Origin of the sequence: Marinitenerispora sediminis, from assembly GCF_003336425.1 — a bacterium.
Lineage (GTDB): Bacteria > Actinomycetota > Actinomycetes > Streptosporangiales > Streptosporangiaceae > Marinitenerispora > Marinitenerispora sediminis.
Genome location: NZ_QEIO01000036.1, coordinates 1 through 14991 on the forward strand (window position 1 = coordinate 1; position 14991 = coordinate 14991).

12 protein-coding genes and 2 pseudogenes are annotated in these 14991 nt (G+C 72.7%); 11 read left to right on the forward strand and 3 right to left on the reverse strand.

Annotated features, from left to right (window positions below; genetic code table 11):
* Nucleotides 1–297: pseudogene (locus tag DEF28_RS09420) on the forward strand (ATP-dependent Clp protease ATP-binding subunit ClpX); the annotation flags it as partial.
* Between the two features lie 56 nt (nucleotides 298–353).
* Here the strand turns inward: DEF28_RS09420 and DEF28_RS09425 are convergent.
* Together DEF28_RS09425 and DEF28_RS09430 are read right to left on the reverse strand one after the other, a co-directional pair.
* Nucleotides 354–1619 (reverse strand): sensor histidine kinase, encoded by a 1266-nt coding sequence (locus tag DEF28_RS09425; RefSeq protein ID WP_114400098.1) that lies wholly within the window; start codon nucleotides 1617–1619, stop codon nucleotides 354–356.
* Complete coding sequence (locus tag DEF28_RS09430; protein WP_114400099.1) at nucleotides 1616–2335, reverse strand: response regulator transcription factor; 720 nt, start codon at nucleotides 2333–2335, stop codon at nucleotides 1616–1618. The genes DEF28_RS09425 and DEF28_RS09430 overlap by 4 nt, the downstream gene beginning before the upstream one ends.
* 102 nt (nucleotides 2336–2437) lie before the next feature.
* Here DEF28_RS09430 and DEF28_RS09435 point away from each other — a divergent pair, with 102 nt between their 5' ends.
* Nucleotides 2438–2929 (forward strand): septum formation initiator, encoded by a 492-nt coding sequence (locus DEF28_RS09435; protein ID WP_114433417.1) that lies wholly within the window; start codon nucleotides 2438–2440, stop codon nucleotides 2927–2929.
* A gap of 47 nt (nucleotides 2930–2976) precedes the next feature.
* On the opposite strand, the gene DEF28_RS09440 is transcribed toward DEF28_RS09435, so the two are convergent.
* Nucleotides 2977–3669, reverse strand: a complete 693-nt coding sequence (locus tag DEF28_RS09440) for a DUF305 domain-containing protein (RefSeq protein WP_114400101.1) — start codon at nucleotides 3667–3669, stop codon at nucleotides 2977–2979.
* A 255-nt stretch (nucleotides 3670–3924) separates the two neighbouring features.
* On the opposite strand from DEF28_RS09440, the gene DEF28_RS09445 reads away from it, so the two are divergent.
* The 9 genes and pseudogenes from DEF28_RS09445 to rodA all read left to right on the forward strand — a co-directional run bounded on the left by DEF28_RS09445 (nucleotide 3925) and on the right by rodA (nucleotide 14956).
* The gene (locus DEF28_RS09445) at nucleotides 3925–5358 is read left to right on the forward strand and encodes an LVIVD repeat-containing protein (protein ID WP_114400102.1); all 1434 of its coding nucleotides are present in this window, start codon (nucleotides 3925–3927) and stop codon (nucleotides 5356–5358) included.
* 277 nt (nucleotides 5359–5635) lie between these two features.
* Nucleotides 5636–6970, forward strand: coding sequence for a bifunctional folylpolyglutamate synthase/dihydrofolate synthase (locus DEF28_RS09450; protein ID WP_233515199.1), 1335 nt, complete (start codon nucleotides 5636–5638; stop codon nucleotides 6968–6970).
* A 2-nt stretch (nucleotides 6971–6972) separates the two neighbouring features.
* Nucleotides 6973–7350 carry a DUF4233 domain-containing protein gene (locus tag DEF28_RS09455; RefSeq protein ID WP_114400106.1) on the forward strand — a complete coding sequence of 126 codons (378 nt, stop codon included), beginning with the start codon at nucleotides 6973–6975 and terminating at the stop codon, nucleotides 7348–7350.
* A gap of 472 nt (nucleotides 7351–7822) precedes the next feature.
* Nucleotides 7823–8230: a nucleoside-diphosphate kinase gene (ndk, locus tag DEF28_RS09460; RefSeq protein WP_114400104.1), complete on the forward strand. Its 408-nt coding sequence runs from the start codon at nucleotides 7823–7825 to the stop codon at nucleotides 8228–8230.
* 244 nt (nucleotides 8231–8474) lie between these two features.
* Nucleotides 8475–9509, forward strand: coding sequence for a rod shape-determining protein (locus DEF28_RS09465; RefSeq protein WP_114400105.1), 1035 nt, complete (start codon nucleotides 8475–8477; stop codon nucleotides 9507–9509).
* A 43-nt stretch (nucleotides 9510–9552) separates the two neighbouring features.
* Nucleotides 9553–10437: pseudogene (gene mreC, locus DEF28_RS09470) on the forward strand (rod shape-determining protein MreC); the annotation flags it as partial.
* Between the two features lie 499 nt (nucleotides 10438–10936).
* The gene (mreD, locus tag DEF28_RS09475) at nucleotides 10937–11488 is read left to right on the forward strand and encodes a rod shape-determining protein MreD (RefSeq protein ID WP_114399409.1); all 552 of its coding nucleotides are present in this window, start codon (nucleotides 10937–10939) and stop codon (nucleotides 11486–11488) included.
* Nucleotides 11485–13692, forward strand: a complete 2208-nt coding sequence (mrdA, locus tag DEF28_RS09480; protein WP_114399410.1) for a penicillin-binding protein 2 — start codon at nucleotides 11485–11487, stop codon at nucleotides 13690–13692. Before mreD ends, mrdA begins: the two co-directional genes overlap by 4 nt.
* A gap of 85 nt (nucleotides 13693–13777) precedes the next feature.
* Complete coding sequence (gene rodA, locus DEF28_RS09485) at nucleotides 13778–14956, forward strand: rod shape-determining protein RodA (RefSeq protein WP_114399411.1); 1179 nt, start codon at nucleotides 13778–13780, stop codon at nucleotides 14954–14956.
* Nucleotides 14957–14991: the final 35 nt, after the last annotated feature.

Below are 14991 nucleotides of genomic sequence, written 5' to 3' on the forward strand. Positions count from 1 at the left end.
CCGCGGAACGCGTTGGTGAAGCAGTATCAGCGGTTGTTCGAGTTGGACAATGTGGAGTTGGAGTTCAGTGCGGACGCGCTGGACGCCATCGCCGAGCAGGCGATCATCCGCGGCACCGGCGCCCGCGGCCTGCGGGCCATCATCGAGGAGGTTCTGCTCTCGGTGATGTACGAGGTTCCCAGCCGCGAGGACGTCGGGCAGGTCATCATCACCCGCGAGGCCGTGCTCGAACACGTCAACCCCACCATCGTCCCCCGCACCAAGCCGAGCACCGAGCGCCAGGAGAAGAGCGCCTGAGCGAGGCGCCGCCCGCCCGGCGCCGCGGCCCGGGCGGGAGCCCGCCGCGGGCGGCCTCAGCGCTCGACCGGCGCGCCGAGGACCAGCGTGATCCGGGCCCCGGACGGGGAGTCCGCGGCGAGTGAACCGCCGGAGCTCTCGGCGGCCCTGCGGGCGATGTCCAGTCCGAGTCCGCTGGAGCCCGCGCCGCTGGTGCCGCGTTCGGTCGCCGACTCGGGCAGCCCGGGCCCCTCGTCCTCGACCACCAGGACCGCTCCGTCCGGCCCGCCCGGCCGCAGCCGGACCGCGAACGCCGTGCCGTCCGGGGTGTGCGCGAACACGTTGCCGAGCAGCGCGTCGACCGCGGGCTCCAGTTCGTCATCCGGCAGCCCCACCGGGAGCGGCCGGTCGGGGAGCTCCACCGTCAGCGGGCGCTCCTGGTCCTCGGCGAGCACCGACCAGAACTCCACCCGCTCCCGCACCACCCGCGTGGCGTCGCAGCGCCCGCCCTCGCCTGCCGGCCGGCGGGCGTCGTTGATGCTCCGGGTCACCGCGCGCTCCAGGGCCGCGACGGACATCTCCAGCCGCTCCCGCTCGGCGGGGTCGCGGACGGACTCCACGTCGAGCCGCAGCGCCGTCAGCGGCGTGCGAACCCGGTGCGACAGGTCGGCCACCCGCTCCCGCTCGCGCACCAGCAGGTCGCTGATCCTGGTGGCCAGGGTGTTGAGGGTGCCGGCCACCGCGCTGATCTCGGGCGGGCCCTCCGGCCGGGCGCGCGCGGTGAGGTCCCCCTCGGCCAGCCGGCGGGAGGTGTCGGCGAGCCCGTCGATGGAGCGCACCAGGGAGCGCGCCAGGCGGTTGGCCACCAGCAGGCCGATGCCGAGCAGCGTCGTCCCGAGCAGCGCCAGGATGAGCCAGGCGCGGTAGACCCCGGCGCGCTGCTCCTCGGGGCCGACGTAGACCCGGATCACCGACGTGCCCTCGGCGGCGCCGACGCTGAACAGCACCTCGATCCCGCCGTCGGGCAGCTCGGCGTTGAGGGTGCGCCCGGTCCGCGCCAACCGCACCGCCGGCGACTCCGGCGCGGGCTCGCCGATGACCGTGCCGTCCGGACGGAAGACCGTGACCGGGAACGGCTCTCCGGCGTTGGTGCGCTGTACGACGCTGCGCAGGGCGGCCTCGTCTCCGGTGACGACCGCGCTGAGCGCCCGCGCCTCGATGGCCGCGGAGCTGATCGCGCGGTCGTGGGCCACGGTGTGCACGAGCAGGGCGAGCGGTACCAGGAACGCGACCAGCACCAGTGAGGTGGTGGCGCCGACCAGCAGCGTCAGCCGGCGCCTCACCGGCCGTCCTCCGGCGCCGCGTTCGAGCCCGCGTCGCGCGGAGCGGACAGCTTCACACCGACGCCGCGGACCGTCTGCAGGTAGCGCGGCCGCTGCGCGGTCTCGCCGAGCTTGCGGCGCAGCCAGGACAGGTGGACGTCCACGGACTTGTCGGCGCCGCCGTAGGGCACCTGCCACACCTCGGTGAGCAGCTCCTTTTTGGAGACCACCTGGCCGGCGCGGGCCGCCAGGTAGTGCAGCAGGTCGAACTCCTTGGGGGAGAGGTCCAGCTGCCGGCCGTCCAGGACCGCCTCCCGGGAGACCGGGTCGACCCGCAGCCCGGCGACGGCGACGGACGTGTCGCCGCCGGCCTCCGAACCCAGGCGGCGCAGCACGGCGCGGATCCGGGCGTCGAGCTGCGCGGCGCTGAACGGCTTGACCACGTAGTCGTCGGCGCCCGCGTCGAGGACGCGGACGATCTCGCGCTCGTCGTCGCGGGCGGTCGCCACGATCACCGGGACACGGGAGACCGCGCGCAGCATCCGCAGCATCTCCACCCCGTCGAGGTCGGGCAGCCCGAGGTCGAGTACCACGAGGTCGGGCCGGTTCTCGACCGCCTCGCGCAGGCCGCCCATGGCGGTGCCCGCCGAGGCGACCGCGTGTCCGCGGTCGCCGAGCGCGCGGACCAGGCCGCTGCGGATGGTGGGGTCGTCTTCGATGAGGAGCAGCTGGGGCACTCCTGCACGTTAACCAATGGGCGGCGGCCCGACGCCGGTGGTGGGGGAGCGATAGTCGAGGATTAAGGTCGCCTTAGCGTAGGCGTTGGCAGAGTGGGGGCCATGAAGCGGCAATCCCTCCTGGCCGTGGGCGGCTGGGTCGCGGCGGCGGTGCTGGCCGTCGTCGTCGGCGTCACCGCGGTCAGCCTGCTGGGCACGGGCATCACCTCGGGCGCCGTGCGGCCGGTGTCGCAGGACGATGCGGAGCAGCAGCTCGCCTCACGTGAGCCGAGCGCGCCGCCGGCGGCCGGTGGGTCGGCTCCGGCCTCGCCCAGCCCGTCGGGGGGAGCCGACGGTGCGGCTCCCAGCGCCGGCGCGCCCGAGGCCGAGGTGATGCAGAGCGACGCGGGTTCGGTCGCGGCGCGCTGCGTCGGCGACGACGCGGTGCTGGACTGGTGGGCGCCGACGCAGGGCTACACGGTCGACGACGTGGACTCGGGGCCGGACGAGGACGTGTCGGTGGAGTTCGAGAGCCAGCAGGACGCGCCCGACATGGAGATGACGGTGGTCTGCGCCGCGGGGACGCCGCGGCTGGTGGTCTCCGACGACGACTGACCCCGGCGCCGGCCGGCGGGGCGCCGCACCGGACGCTCAGCCCGGCGTCAGCCCTCCATGATCCGGCGCATCCGCTCGATCTCGGTGCGCTGCTCGGCGACAACGTCGGTCGCCATCTGGCTCACCAGGACGTTCTCCCCGTCGGAGAGCACCTCCTCGGCCATGCTGACGGCGCCTTCGTGGTGGGTGGTCATCAGCTCCACGAACAGCTCGTCGAACTCCGCGCCCTCGGCCGCCTCCAGTTCCGCGAGCTGCTCCTCGGTGGCCATGCCCGGCATGTCCTCGTGGTCGATGGGGACGCAGTCGCCGCCGTGGTGCGACTCCTGCTCCTGCAGCCCGCAGTAGTTCTGGTGGGCCGGGTTCTCCCGGGCCGGGCCGTAGACGTTCGTCTCCAGCCAGCTCTCCATGACGTCGATCTCGGGCCCCTGCGCGGCCGCGATCCGGTCGGCGATCAGCTCCAGGTCGCCGTCCTCCACGCGGTCCGGGACGAGGTCGGTCATCTCCAGCGCCTGGCCATGGTGCTCGATCATCTTGAGGACGTACTCCACGTCGGCCTCGTTGTGCTGCACGCTGGCCGTGGCCGAGGCGAGCTGGTCCTCGGTGGCCGGTGAGGCCGACTCGCCCGGGGCCCCGGGCGCCAGAACCGGCGGGCCGCCAGCTGAGTCGGACTCGGACTGAGCGCAGCCGGCGACGCCCGCCAGCAGCACGGCGGTTCCTGCCGCAACGAGCCAACGCCCCACGGGAGATCCTTCCAGCACGGTTGCCCGGCGCCCTCATGGGCCGCCGTAGGATGCCTGTTTACTCAGTTCCGGCGGGAGTTGTCCAGTATTGGCATGATCCGGCGGGTGCTACGGAGCGTATTTCCGGGCATTGAACTGGGTGAATGCCCTCCATCGCAGCTCTTGTGTCTTCTACCTCTAGGCAGGCTGTGGGCGTCCTATGTATTTTCGTGGTGTTTTATGCACTTTACGGCGTGCATCGGAAGAGGAGACCACATGCCGATATCCCCCAAGCCGTCCGGAGGACGGACGGCGCTACGGCGCCTGCGACAATCCGGCGTCGCCGTGCTCGGTGCGGCATCCCTGCTGCTGGGCACGGCGTTCACATCCGCGGCGCAGGCCGACGAGATCCCCGGGGTGGACGAGGTCGTCTCCAGCGACAACATCACCCACGTCTCGAACCTGCCCAAGCCGGCGGGCTTCAGCACCAACTCCGACCTCGCGTTCACCGGTGACTACGCGATCGGCGGAAACTACAACGGCTTCATCATCTACGACATCTCCGAACCGGAGTCCCCGGAGATCGTCAGCCAGGTGCTGTGCGAGGGCGGTCAGGGCGACGTCTCCGTCAGCGGGGACCTGCTCTACTTCTCCGTGGACTACCCGCGGGCCGACGACAACTGCGGCAGCCCCGCGAGCACGCCCGCGGATCCGAACGCCTTCGAGGGCATCCGGATCTTCGACATCTCGGACAAGGCCAACCCGCAGTACGTGGCGGCCGTGCGCACCGACTGCGGCTCGCACACCAACACCCTGCTGCCGGGCAAGGACGGCGAGACGGACTACATCTACGTCTCCTCCTACGCGCCCTCCGGCAACTTCCCGAACTGCCAGCCGCCGCACGACAAGATCTCGATCATCGAGGTCCCGCTGGACGACCCGGCCTCGGCGGCGATCGTCAACGAGCCGGTGCTGTTCCCCGACGGCGGCAACCACGAGCAGGACGGCCTGCTCCGGCCCACCGAGGGCTGCCACGACATCACCGTCTACCCGGAGCGGGACATCGCCGCGGGTGCCTGCATGGGCGACGGCGTCCTGATGGACATCAGCGACCCGGTGAACCCCGTCATCATCGACCAGGTGCAGGACGAGAACTTCGCGTTCTGGCACTCCGCCACGTTCAACAACGACGGCACGAAGGTGATCTTCACCGACGAGCTCGGCGGCGGCGGCGCGGCCACCTGCAACGACGAGATCGGCCCGCACCGCGGCGCCGACGCGATCTTCACCGTCAAGGGCAAGCTCGGCAAGGGCGACGGCCCCGAGCTGAGGTTCGCCAGCTACTTCAAGATCCCCCGCGACCAGGCCGACACCGAGAACTGCGTCGCCCACAACGGGTCCCTGATCCCGGTCCCCGGCGGTGACTTCTTCGTGCAGTCCTGGTACCAGGGCGGGGTCTCCATCATCGACTTCAACAACGCCCGCCGCCCGCGCGAGATCGGCTACTTCGAGCGCGGCCCGCTCTCCGACACCCAGCTGGTGGGCGGCGGCACCTGGTCCGCCTACTACTACAACGGCTACATCTACTCGTCGGACATGGCGAAGGGCTTCGACGTCCTCAAGATCGACGACCGCCGCCTGAACCGGGCGGAGAACGTCGAGTACGACGAGTTCAACCCGCAGAGCCAGCCGAGATACAGCAGGCGCTGACCCCGGCCCGGAACCGAGCGACCGACGGCCCACCGCCCTTCCGGCGGTGGGCCGTCCCCGTACCGGGGCACTGGCCCGTCGGGAGCCATGACGCGTCAGACGAGTCAGCCACGCCGTCCGCCCTCAAGCTCCGAGAAGTGGTCGTGCTGGACGACCGAGAGCCGCTGGTGAGCGGACGGGAAGGCCGGACGGGGTCATAGACTCGAAGCGCACCAGTGTCCCCGGCGCCCTGACCGGAACCGGTCATCCAGCGCCTCAGCCCGACTTCGAGAGATCCGTGAGCTCAGCCGACTACCAGGACGTCCAGGCAGCCATACTCGCTCGTGCCGGCGAGTCGCTCATCCATCCAACGCTGGACCGGATCCGCGCGGTCATGGACCTGCTCGGTGAACCGCAGCGCAACTACCGGGTCATCCATCTGACCGGGACCAACGGCAAGACGTCGACCGCGCGCATGGTCGACGCGCTGCTGCGGGAGCGGCGGCTGCGGGTCGGGCGGTACACGAGTCCGCATCTGGTGACCATGCGGGAGCGGATCGTCATCGACGGGGAGCCGATCTCCGAGGAGGCGTTCGTCGCGACCTACCGGGACGTGCTGCCCTACGTCGAGATGGTGGACGCCCGCGGGGGTGTGCCCATGTCGTTCTTCGAGGTTCTCACGGCCATGGCGTACGCGGCGTTCGCGGACGCGCCGGTGGACGTCGCCGTCGTCGAGGTCGGTATGGGGGGCCGGTGGGACGCCACCAACGTGGTGGACGCCGACGTCGCGGTGGTGACGCCCATCGCGATCGACCACACCGACTACCTGCCGGACACCGTCGACGGCATCGCCGATGAGAAGGGCGGCATCATCAAGCCCGGGGCCGTCGCGGTGGTCGCGCAGCAGCCGGTGGCGGCGGCCGAGGTGCTGATGCGGCGGGCCGCCGAGGTCGGGGCCCGGGTGGCGCGGGAGGGACTGGAGTTCGGTGTCGTGCACCGGGACGTCGCGCTCGGCGGGCAGCAGATCGCGCTGAAGGGGCTGCGCGGCGGGTACGACGGCGTGTTCCTGCCGCTGTTCGGCGGCCACCAGGCGAGCAACGCGGCGGTGGCGGTCGCGGCGGTGGAGGCGTTCGCCGCCCCGGGCGAGGGCGACGAGCAGCTCGATCCGGATCTGGTGCGCACGGCGCTGGCCGGGGCCAGCTCGCCGGGGCGCATGGAGGTGGTCCGGCGCAGCCCGACCGTGCTGGTGGACGCCGCGCACAACCCGGCGGGCATGGCCGCCACGGTGGACACCGTCCAGGAGGCGTTCACGTTCAGCCGGCTGGTCGGGGTGGTCTCCGTCATGGCGGACAAGGACGTCGAGGGCATCCTGGAGCCGCTGGAGCCGCTGCTCACCGAGATCGTGGTGACCCGCAACTCCTCTCCGCGCGCCATGGAGGTACCGGAACTGGCGCGCATCGCCGAGGACATCTTCGGGCCGGACCGGGTGCACACGGCCCCGCGGCTGGACGACGCCATCGACGCGGCCGTCACCCTCGCCGAGAGCACCGGTGAGTTCGGCGGGGCCGGGGTGCTCGTCACCGGTTCGGTGGTCACCGCCGGTGACGCGAGGCATCTCATGAAGGGGGCGTGACCGTGCGGACGATGTGCGCGGTGGTACTGGCGTTCGAGGCCGTGGTGATCGCGCTGGCGGTTCCGGTGGCCATCCAGCTGGGCGGGTACTCCCCGGCGGTCGCCGGCGGCGTCTGGGGCGGGCTCGCCGCCGCGGCGCTGGTGCTCGCCGCCCTCCAGCGGTTCGCGTGGGGGCACTACGCCGGATGGGTGCTGCAGGCGGCGTTCGTCGTGAGCGGCGTCTTGGTGCCCGGTCTGTTCGTGCTGGGGATCGTCTTCGCCGCCCTGTGGGTGGCCGGCGTGTGGCTCGGTCGGCGCACCGACGCCATCCGGGCCGCCAGGGAGGCGGGCGCCTCCGCCGGGGCAGGGACCGGGGCCGCCGAGGCGCGCCGCGACGGGTGACACCGCCGCCGGCGAAGACTGATCCGGCCGACCGCGCGGCCGGTGGCCCCACGCCGCCACCGGCCAGGTGACCGGTCCGCAACCGGTAGGGTTGCGCACGACCGGGATGGCGGTTCCCAGGGCTGGTCACAGCCTCCGTGGCGTGAACGGAGAAAATGATCTCCGTGGCGTGAACGGAGAAAACGGCCTCCGTGGCGGCTACGGAGAACTGCCTCCGTGGCGGGTACGGGGAATCCGGTCTCCGTGGTGTGTACGGGACGACGGGCCTCCGTGGCGGCTGCGGAAAGCCGTCTCCGTGGCGGTACGGGGGAACGGATCTCCGTCGCGTGAACGGAGGAACCGGTCTCCCGTACGCGGGGGAGGAAGGGACCTCCGCGGCGTGAGCAGAGGCACGGACCTCCGCGGCGCACACGGGGCAGACCAGGCCACCCGGTCCACCAGTCAACATCCAGGTGTCGAGGAGACAACCACCGTGGAGCGCACTCTTGTCCTGATCAAGCCCGATGGCGTGCGGCGCAGCATCATCGGGGAGGTCATCTCCCGTATCGAGCGCAAGGGCCTGAAGATCGTGGCCCTGGACCTGCGCACGCTCGACGCGGACACCGCGAAGACGCACTACGAGGAGCACGCCGCCCGGCCGTTCTTCGACTCGCTGGTCGAGTTCATCACCGGCGGCCCGCTCGTGGCCATGGTGGTCGAGGGCGAGCGCGCCGTCGAGGCGTTCCGTGCGCTGGCCGGCGCGACCGACCCGGTGCAGGCCGCCCCCGGCACCATCCGCGGCGACTTCGCGCTGGAGGTCCAGCAGAACATCGTGCACGGCTCGGACTCCACCTACTCCGCCGACCGCGAGATCAAGCTGTTCTTCCCGGAACTCGGCTGACACACGGCGGCTCCGGCCCGCCATCCCCGCCTTCCGGCCGGGCGAGACCCCTCGGGTTTCGCCCGGCCGTATTCGTTCTCGCAGCCCACAGAGTTCGGTGTGTTTGCGTAACGGTGTGACTGCTGAGCGTTACGATACGGGTAGCTCGGTCCGCTTCCGTGTCGGATCGGGGTCGTAATGACCGCCCTGTGCAGTAACCCGCCCCGTGTACGTCGCACCCGATTGGTGTCGCCGAGGACGTTTCATGACCAATAATCTCGCCTTTCTCGGCCGCGACATGGCCGTCGATCTCGGGACCGCCAACACGCTGGTTTACGTGCGGGGCCGTGGGATCGTCCTCAACGAACCCTCGGTGGTGGCCCTGAACACGTCGACCGGGAAGATCGTCGCGGTCGGCATCGAGGCCAAGCAGATGATCGGGCGCACACCGAGCAACATCACCGCCGTGCGCCCGCTCAAGGACGGCGTCATCGCCGACTTCGAGATCACCGAGCGCATGCTGCGCTACTTCATCCAGAAGATCCACCGGCGCAGGCACTTCGCCAAACCGCGCATCATCGTCGCGGTACCGAGCGGGATCACCTCCGTCGAGCACCGCGCGGTCAAGGAGGCCGGCTACCAGGCCGGCGCCCGCCGGGTCTACATCATCGAGGAACCCATGGCCGCCGCGATCGGCGCCGGGCTCCCGGTGCACGAACCGACCGGCAACATGGTCGTCGACATCGGCGGCGGCACCACCGAGGTCGCCGTGATCTCCATGGGCGGGATCGTCACCTCGCAGTCCATCCGGGTCGGCGGCGACGAGCTCGACCAGGCGATCATGACCTTCGTCAAGAAGGAGTACTCCCTGATGATCGGGGAGCGCACCGCCGAGGAGATCAAGGTCGCCATCGGCTCCGCCTACCCCACGACCGCCGAGGAGCTGCACGCCGAGGTCCGCGGCCGCGACCTCATCAGCGGGCTCCCCAAGACCGTGGTGATGTCGGCCGCCGACGTGCGGCAGGCCATCGAGGAGCCGGTCACCGCCATCATCGACGCCGTCCGAACCTCGCTGGACAAGTGCCCGCCGGAGCTGTCCGGCGACATCATGGACCGCGGCATCGCCGTGACCGGCGGCGGCGCCCTGCTGCGCGGACTCGACGAGCGGCTCCGCCACGAGACCGGAATGCCCATCCACGTGGCCGAGAACGCCCTCGACTCCGTGGCCATCGGGTCGGGCACCTGCGTGGAGAACTACGAACGCCTGAGCCAGGTGCTGATCCCGGACCGGCGTCGCTGATGCCGACCGCACCCGGTGACGCAGCACCGGAGGGAGCCTGACCATGTTTCGCGACACCTCCCGCTCGCGGCTCGTCCTCGGAGTCCTGCTGGCCCTCTCGCTGACCCTGCTCGTCCTGGACGAGCGGGACGACGCCAACCCGGTCTCCGGCACCGCGCGCGCCGTCGGCGCGGCGGTGTTCGAGCCGATCTCCGCGGCCGTCACCCTCGCCTCCCGCCCGATCAGCGACGGCTACCGCGCGCTGGCCGCCGCGCCCGGCGCCCAGCGCCGCATCGCGGAGCTGGAGGCGCGCAACGCCGAGTTGACCCGGGAACTGGAGAGCGTCGACGCCGACGCCGCGCGCTCCCGGGAGCTGGCGGACCTGCTCCACCTGGCCGGGCTCGGCCGCTACGAGGTCGTCGCGGCGCACGCCGTCACCCGGATGACCGCCCAGGGCTTCTCCGACACCGCCACCCTCGACGTCGGCCGCCGCGACGGGGTCACCGCCGACATGACCGTGGTCAACGGCGACGGGCTGGTCGGCCGGGTGGTGCGGACCACCGAGCGCACCTCCACGGTGCTGCTCGTCACCGACGGCGCCTCCTCGGTCGGCGCCCGCCTGGAGGGCTCGAAGGAGATCGGGGTCATCAGCGGCGGCACGCACGGCATCGCCGACACGGCGCCGCTGCGCCTCGAACTGCTCGACGGCACGGCGACCGTCCGCAAGGGCGAACGCGTCGTCACGCTCGGCTCGCACGGCGGAGCCCCGTACGTGCCCGGTGTCCCGATCGGCACCGTGCGCCACGTCGAGGACACCCCCGGGGCGCTGACCCGCACCGCCAGGGTCGCACCGGCGGTGGACCTCAGCCGGCTGGACGTGGTGGGCGTGGTGGTGGCCCCGCCCGAGACCGACCCGCGCGACTCCGTGCTGCCGCCCAAACCCGATCCGCGCGCCCAGGCCGAGCAGCGCCACAACGGCCGGCCGGACCGGGGGCGCAAGACGGCCCCGAAGCACGACGGCGCCGAGGATCCGGCGGACCCGCGGCACCCGGACGGGGCGGTCGCGCGCGGCAAGGCCAGCACCAGCGCCGGCCAGGTCGCCCCCGCCCGGCCGGCCGAGCCCGCGCCGCGCGCCCCCGGAGGCGGGGGCGGCCCGCCGTCCGGCGGGCAGAGCCGCCCGCCCGCGCCGGCCGACCCGCCCGCCGCCGAGCCGGCCGCGCCGGCCGACACCGGGGGTGTCGCCGGCCCCGCCGGTGCGGAACCGGGTGATCTCGCCAACCCGCCGCGCCGCCCGCCCCGGCCGCCGGAGCGCGGCTGATGCGGGCCGCCTGCCGCGGGCGGTCCGCGCGGCCCGCGCGGCGGCGCGGCCCGGCCGGCGCATCAGCGGCGCCGGAACACCGCGCCGCGCCACCGGCCCCCGTCGAACACGCCCTGGAGGAGGAGCCCCGATGATCCGACGGACACTGGCCGCCGTACTCGTGGCGGTGGCCGTGCTGCTCCAGACCGTGGTGGTGAACCGGCTGCCGATGCCATGGGGGGTCGGGCCGGACCTGGCCCTGCTGACCGTGGTGGCGGTCGCCATGCGCACGACGGCGGTGACCGGCGCCGTCGCCGGCTTCCTGGGCGGCCTGGCCATCGACATCCTGCCGCCCGCCGACCACGAGCTCGGCCGCTACGCCCTGGTGCTCTGCCTGGCCGGCTACCTGGCCGGCGCGCTGCGCGATCCCATCTCGCGCGCCGGCGGGCTGTGGCCGTTCGGCGTCGCCGCGCTGGCCACGGCCGGGGTCTCCCTGGGCTTCGCCGGCGTCGGGGTCGTCCTCGGCGATCCGCGGGTGACCCTGGGCGGGGTCCTCGGTGTCCTGCCGCCCACCCTGCTCCTGACCATGGTGGTGAGCCCGTTCGTGCTGTACCCGGTGTTCTGGATGCTGCGTCGGACCGAGCGCGACGACTTCCGGGCCGTCGGCGCGACCCCGTGGGCGAACGGGGGCATCGTCAGATGAGGACGTACCCCCGGCCCACGATCGTCGAGCCGCCGCGGCGCCCGGGGCGGCGCGGCCTGATCACGGCGCAGGTGCTGGTGCTGAGCCTGCTGGCCGTGCTCACCGGCCGGCTCTGGTACCTCCAGGTGCCCATGGCCGACCACTACCGGCAGCTGGCCGCCGCCAACCACAGCCAGGACCTCATCATCCCCGCGACCCGGGGCCAGATCCTCGACGGCGCGGGGCGCCCCCTGGTCCGCAACCGCACGGAGCTGGTCGTCTCCGCCGACTTCCACGCGCTCGCCCGGCAGGAGGACGGCGGTGACGCGGTGCTGCGCCGGGTGGCCGAGGTACTCGGCGTCCCGCACGCGGAGCTCCGGCAGCGGGTCCGGCTGTGCGGGCCGCAGGTCAGCCGGCCGTGCTGGCCCGGATCGCCCTACCAGCCCATCACGCTGGCCGAGGGCGTCGAACCGCAGCTCGCGCTGCAGATCATGGAGCGCCAGGAGGAGTTCCCCGGCATCTCCGCCCAGCAGAGCGCGGTCCGCGACTACCCCGGCGGCGCGAGCGCGGTCCAGGCCCTCGGCTACCTCCAGCCGGCCACCGAGGAGGAGCTCGCCGCGCGCGAGGAGCTGCGGGCGCAGTTCAGCGGCGTCACCCAGGTGGGCCGTGACGGCCTGGAGGCCACCTACGACGAGCAGCTGCGCGGCGTGGCGGGCGTGCGCACGCTCGCCGTGGACAGCCGGGGCAACGTCACCGGCCTGGTCACCGAGCGCCGGGCGCAGCCCGGCCAGCACCTCGTCACCAGCCTCGACGCCCGGGTGCAGCGGGTGGTCGAGGAGGCCCTGACCCACGGGATCGAGCGCTCCCGGGCCAACGGCTACCCCGCCGACTCCGCCGCCAGCGTGGTCATGGACGTGCGCACCGGCCGGGTGATCGCCATGGCCAGCGTTCCCACCTACGACCCCGAGGTGTGGGACGGCGGGATCGACCAGCGCACCTACGACCGCCTGCTCAGCGAGGAGGCCGGCGAGCCGCTGATCTCCCGCGCGCTCCAGGGCCAGTTCCCGCCCGCGTCGACCTTCAAGGTCTCCTCGCTCGCGGCCGCCGTGGAGAACGGCTCCCCGCTGCGCGGCACCTACTCCTGCCCCAGCTCCATCAACGTCGGCGACCGCGCGTTCCACAACTACGAGAGCAACGCGCACGGCAGCCTCAGCCTGCACCAGGCCATCGTGGTCTCCTGCAACACCGTCTTCTACCAGCTGGCCTACGACATGTGGAAGGCCGACGGGGGCATGCGGCCGAAGGAGGAGCCGCGCGACGCCATGTCCGCCATGGCGAAGGGGTTCGGCTTCGGCAAGCCCACCGGCATCGACCTCCCGAACGAGTCCGTCGGCCGCATCCCCGACCGGGACTGGAAGCTGGAGTACTGGGAGAGTACCCGCGAGGACATCTGCCGGCGCGCCAAGTCCGGCTATCCGGAGGTCGCCCGCAAGGATCCCGCGCACGCGGCCTACCTCCAGGCGGTGGCCAAGGAGCAGTGCGTCGACGGCTACGTGTGGCGGGCCGGCGACGCCGCCAACTTCGCCATCGGCCAGGGCGACGTGCTCGTCACCCCGCTGCAGCTCGCCCGTGCCTACGCGGCCATCGCCAACGGCGGCACCCTGTACGCGCCGCGGGTCGGCAAGGCGTTCATCTCCGCCGACGGCGAGCAGGTCGAGGAGATCCCGCCGAAGCCCAATGGGCGGCTGCCGGTCAGTGACGAGACGCTGGCCTACCTGCGCGCCGCCCTCGCCGACGTACCCAAGAAGGGCACCGCGGCCGGGGCCTTCCACGGGTTCCCGCAGGACCGCGTCTCCATCGCCGGCAAGACCGGGTCCGCCACGGTCGTCGGCAAGCGGGAGTCCGCCTGGTTCGCCTCCTACGCGCCGGCGGACGACCCGCAGCTCGCGGTCGTCGTCCTCATCTCCCAGGGCGGTACCGGCGGCACCGCAGCGGCGCCGGTGGCCCGGGAGATCTACGACGGCATCTACGGCTTCGAGCCGCCGGAGGACCTCCCCGAGGCGCAGGAGGCCGGGCAGGAGCAGCCGGGCCCGCGGCCCGGCGACCAGCGCGAGGGCCGTCCGCGCCGCGCGCCGCGCCCGGCCCTGCCGGGGGGCGTACCGCCCGCCCAGCTCCCGGTGGTCCGGCCGGACGGCACGGTGGCCGCACCCGCGGGCTACGAGTAGCCCAGGGCCCCGCATCCACGCATCCGCCCCGCGCGCCCCGCGGCCCCGTGCCGCGGCGCCGCCCTACCGGAACAGGTCGATCGGCATGTCGCTGTATCCGAGTCCGCAGGTCCAGCCGCGGTCATGGCGCGGCCGCGTCGTGTGGTTCATGGTCGCCGGGATGCACCGCCGCATCGACTGGCCGCTGCTGTCGGCCGTCGCCGGCCTCTCCGTGATCGGCCTGCTGCTGGTGTGGGCGTCCACGGCCGCGGGCGGCGACCCGGCCGCCTCCATGGGCTTCGTCCGCCGGCACCTCGCGCACCTGGGTCTGGGGGCGGTGGTCTGCCTCGCGGTCGCGGCCGTCGACTACCGCGTGCCGCGCGCCTACGCGCCGATCATCTTCGTTCTCGCCGCGGTCGGGCTGTCCCTGGTGCTGACGCCGCTCGGTGCGGTGATCAACGGATCGCGGTCATGGATCGTGGTCGGCGGTTTCCAGGCGCAGCCGGGCGAGGTCGCCAAGATCGCGCTCATCCTGGGCGTGGCGATGCTGCTGGGGGAGCCGCGCGACGGCGAGCACGCGCCCACCACCCGCGACGTGCTGGGCAGCCTGGTGGCGCTGGCCGTGCCGATGGGCCTCATCCTGCTGCAGCCTGACCTGGGCACCGCCATGGTGCTCGGCGCCATCTACCTGGGGATGCTCGCGCTGTCCGGGGCGCCGATCCGCTGGGTGCTCGGACTGGTGGGCTGCGGGCTGCTCGGAATCCTGGCGGTCTGGTGGTTCGGGCTGCTCAAGGACTACCAGCTGGCCCGGTTCGCGACGTTCGTCGATCCCACGGCCGACCCGCAGGGCGCCGGCTACAACGCCAACCAGGCGCTCATCGCGATCGGCTCCGGCGGCCTCAGCGGCACCGGACTGTTCCGCGGCGAGCAGACCGCCGGCCGCTTCGTCCCGGAGCAGCACACCGACTTCATCTTCACGGTGGCGGGTGAGGAGCTCGGGTTCTTGGGGGGCGCGCTGATCATCGGCCTGATCGGCGTCGTCATCTGGCGCACCCTGCGGATCGCGGCCGGCTGCGACGGGCCCTACGGCCGGCTGGTGTGCGTCGGCGTCGCGTCCTGGCTGACCTTCCAGAGCTTCATCAACATCGGCATGACGCTCGGGATCATGCCGATCACCGGGCTGCCGCTGCCCTTCGTCTCCTACGGCGGCACCGCCAGCATCGCCCACCTCACCGCGATCGGCCTGGTGCTCGGCATCCACGGGCGCTACCGGGCGTTCCACTGACCGCGCCGGGCCGCGCCGCGCCAGCGCGCGGTGGG

What these genes read in the sequence shown, in the direction of transcription:
- DEF28_RS09435 (WP_114433417.1), top strand. Translation starts at nt 2,438, where the DNA reads ATGAAGCGGCAATCCCTCCTGGCCGTGGGCGGCTGGGTCGCGGCGGCG.
- DEF28_RS09445 (WP_114400102.1), top strand. Translation starts at nt 3,925, where the DNA reads ATGCCGATATCCCCCAAGCCGTCCGGAGGACGGACGGCGCTACGGCGC.
- DEF28_RS09465 (WP_114400105.1), top strand. Translation starts at nt 8,475, where the DNA reads ATGACCAATAATCTCGCCTTTCTCGGCCGCGACATGGCCGTCGATCTC.
- mreD (WP_114399409.1), top strand. Translation starts at nt 10,937, where the DNA reads ATGATCCGACGGACACTGGCCGCCGTACTCGTGGCGGTGGCCGTGCTG.
- mrdA (WP_114399410.1), top strand. Translation starts at nt 11,485, where the DNA reads ATGAGGACGTACCCCCGGCCCACGATCGTCGAGCCGCCGCGGCGCCCG.
- rodA (WP_114399411.1), top strand. Translation starts at nt 13,778, where the DNA reads ATGTCGCTGTATCCGAGTCCGCAGGTCCAGCCGCGGTCATGGCGCGGC.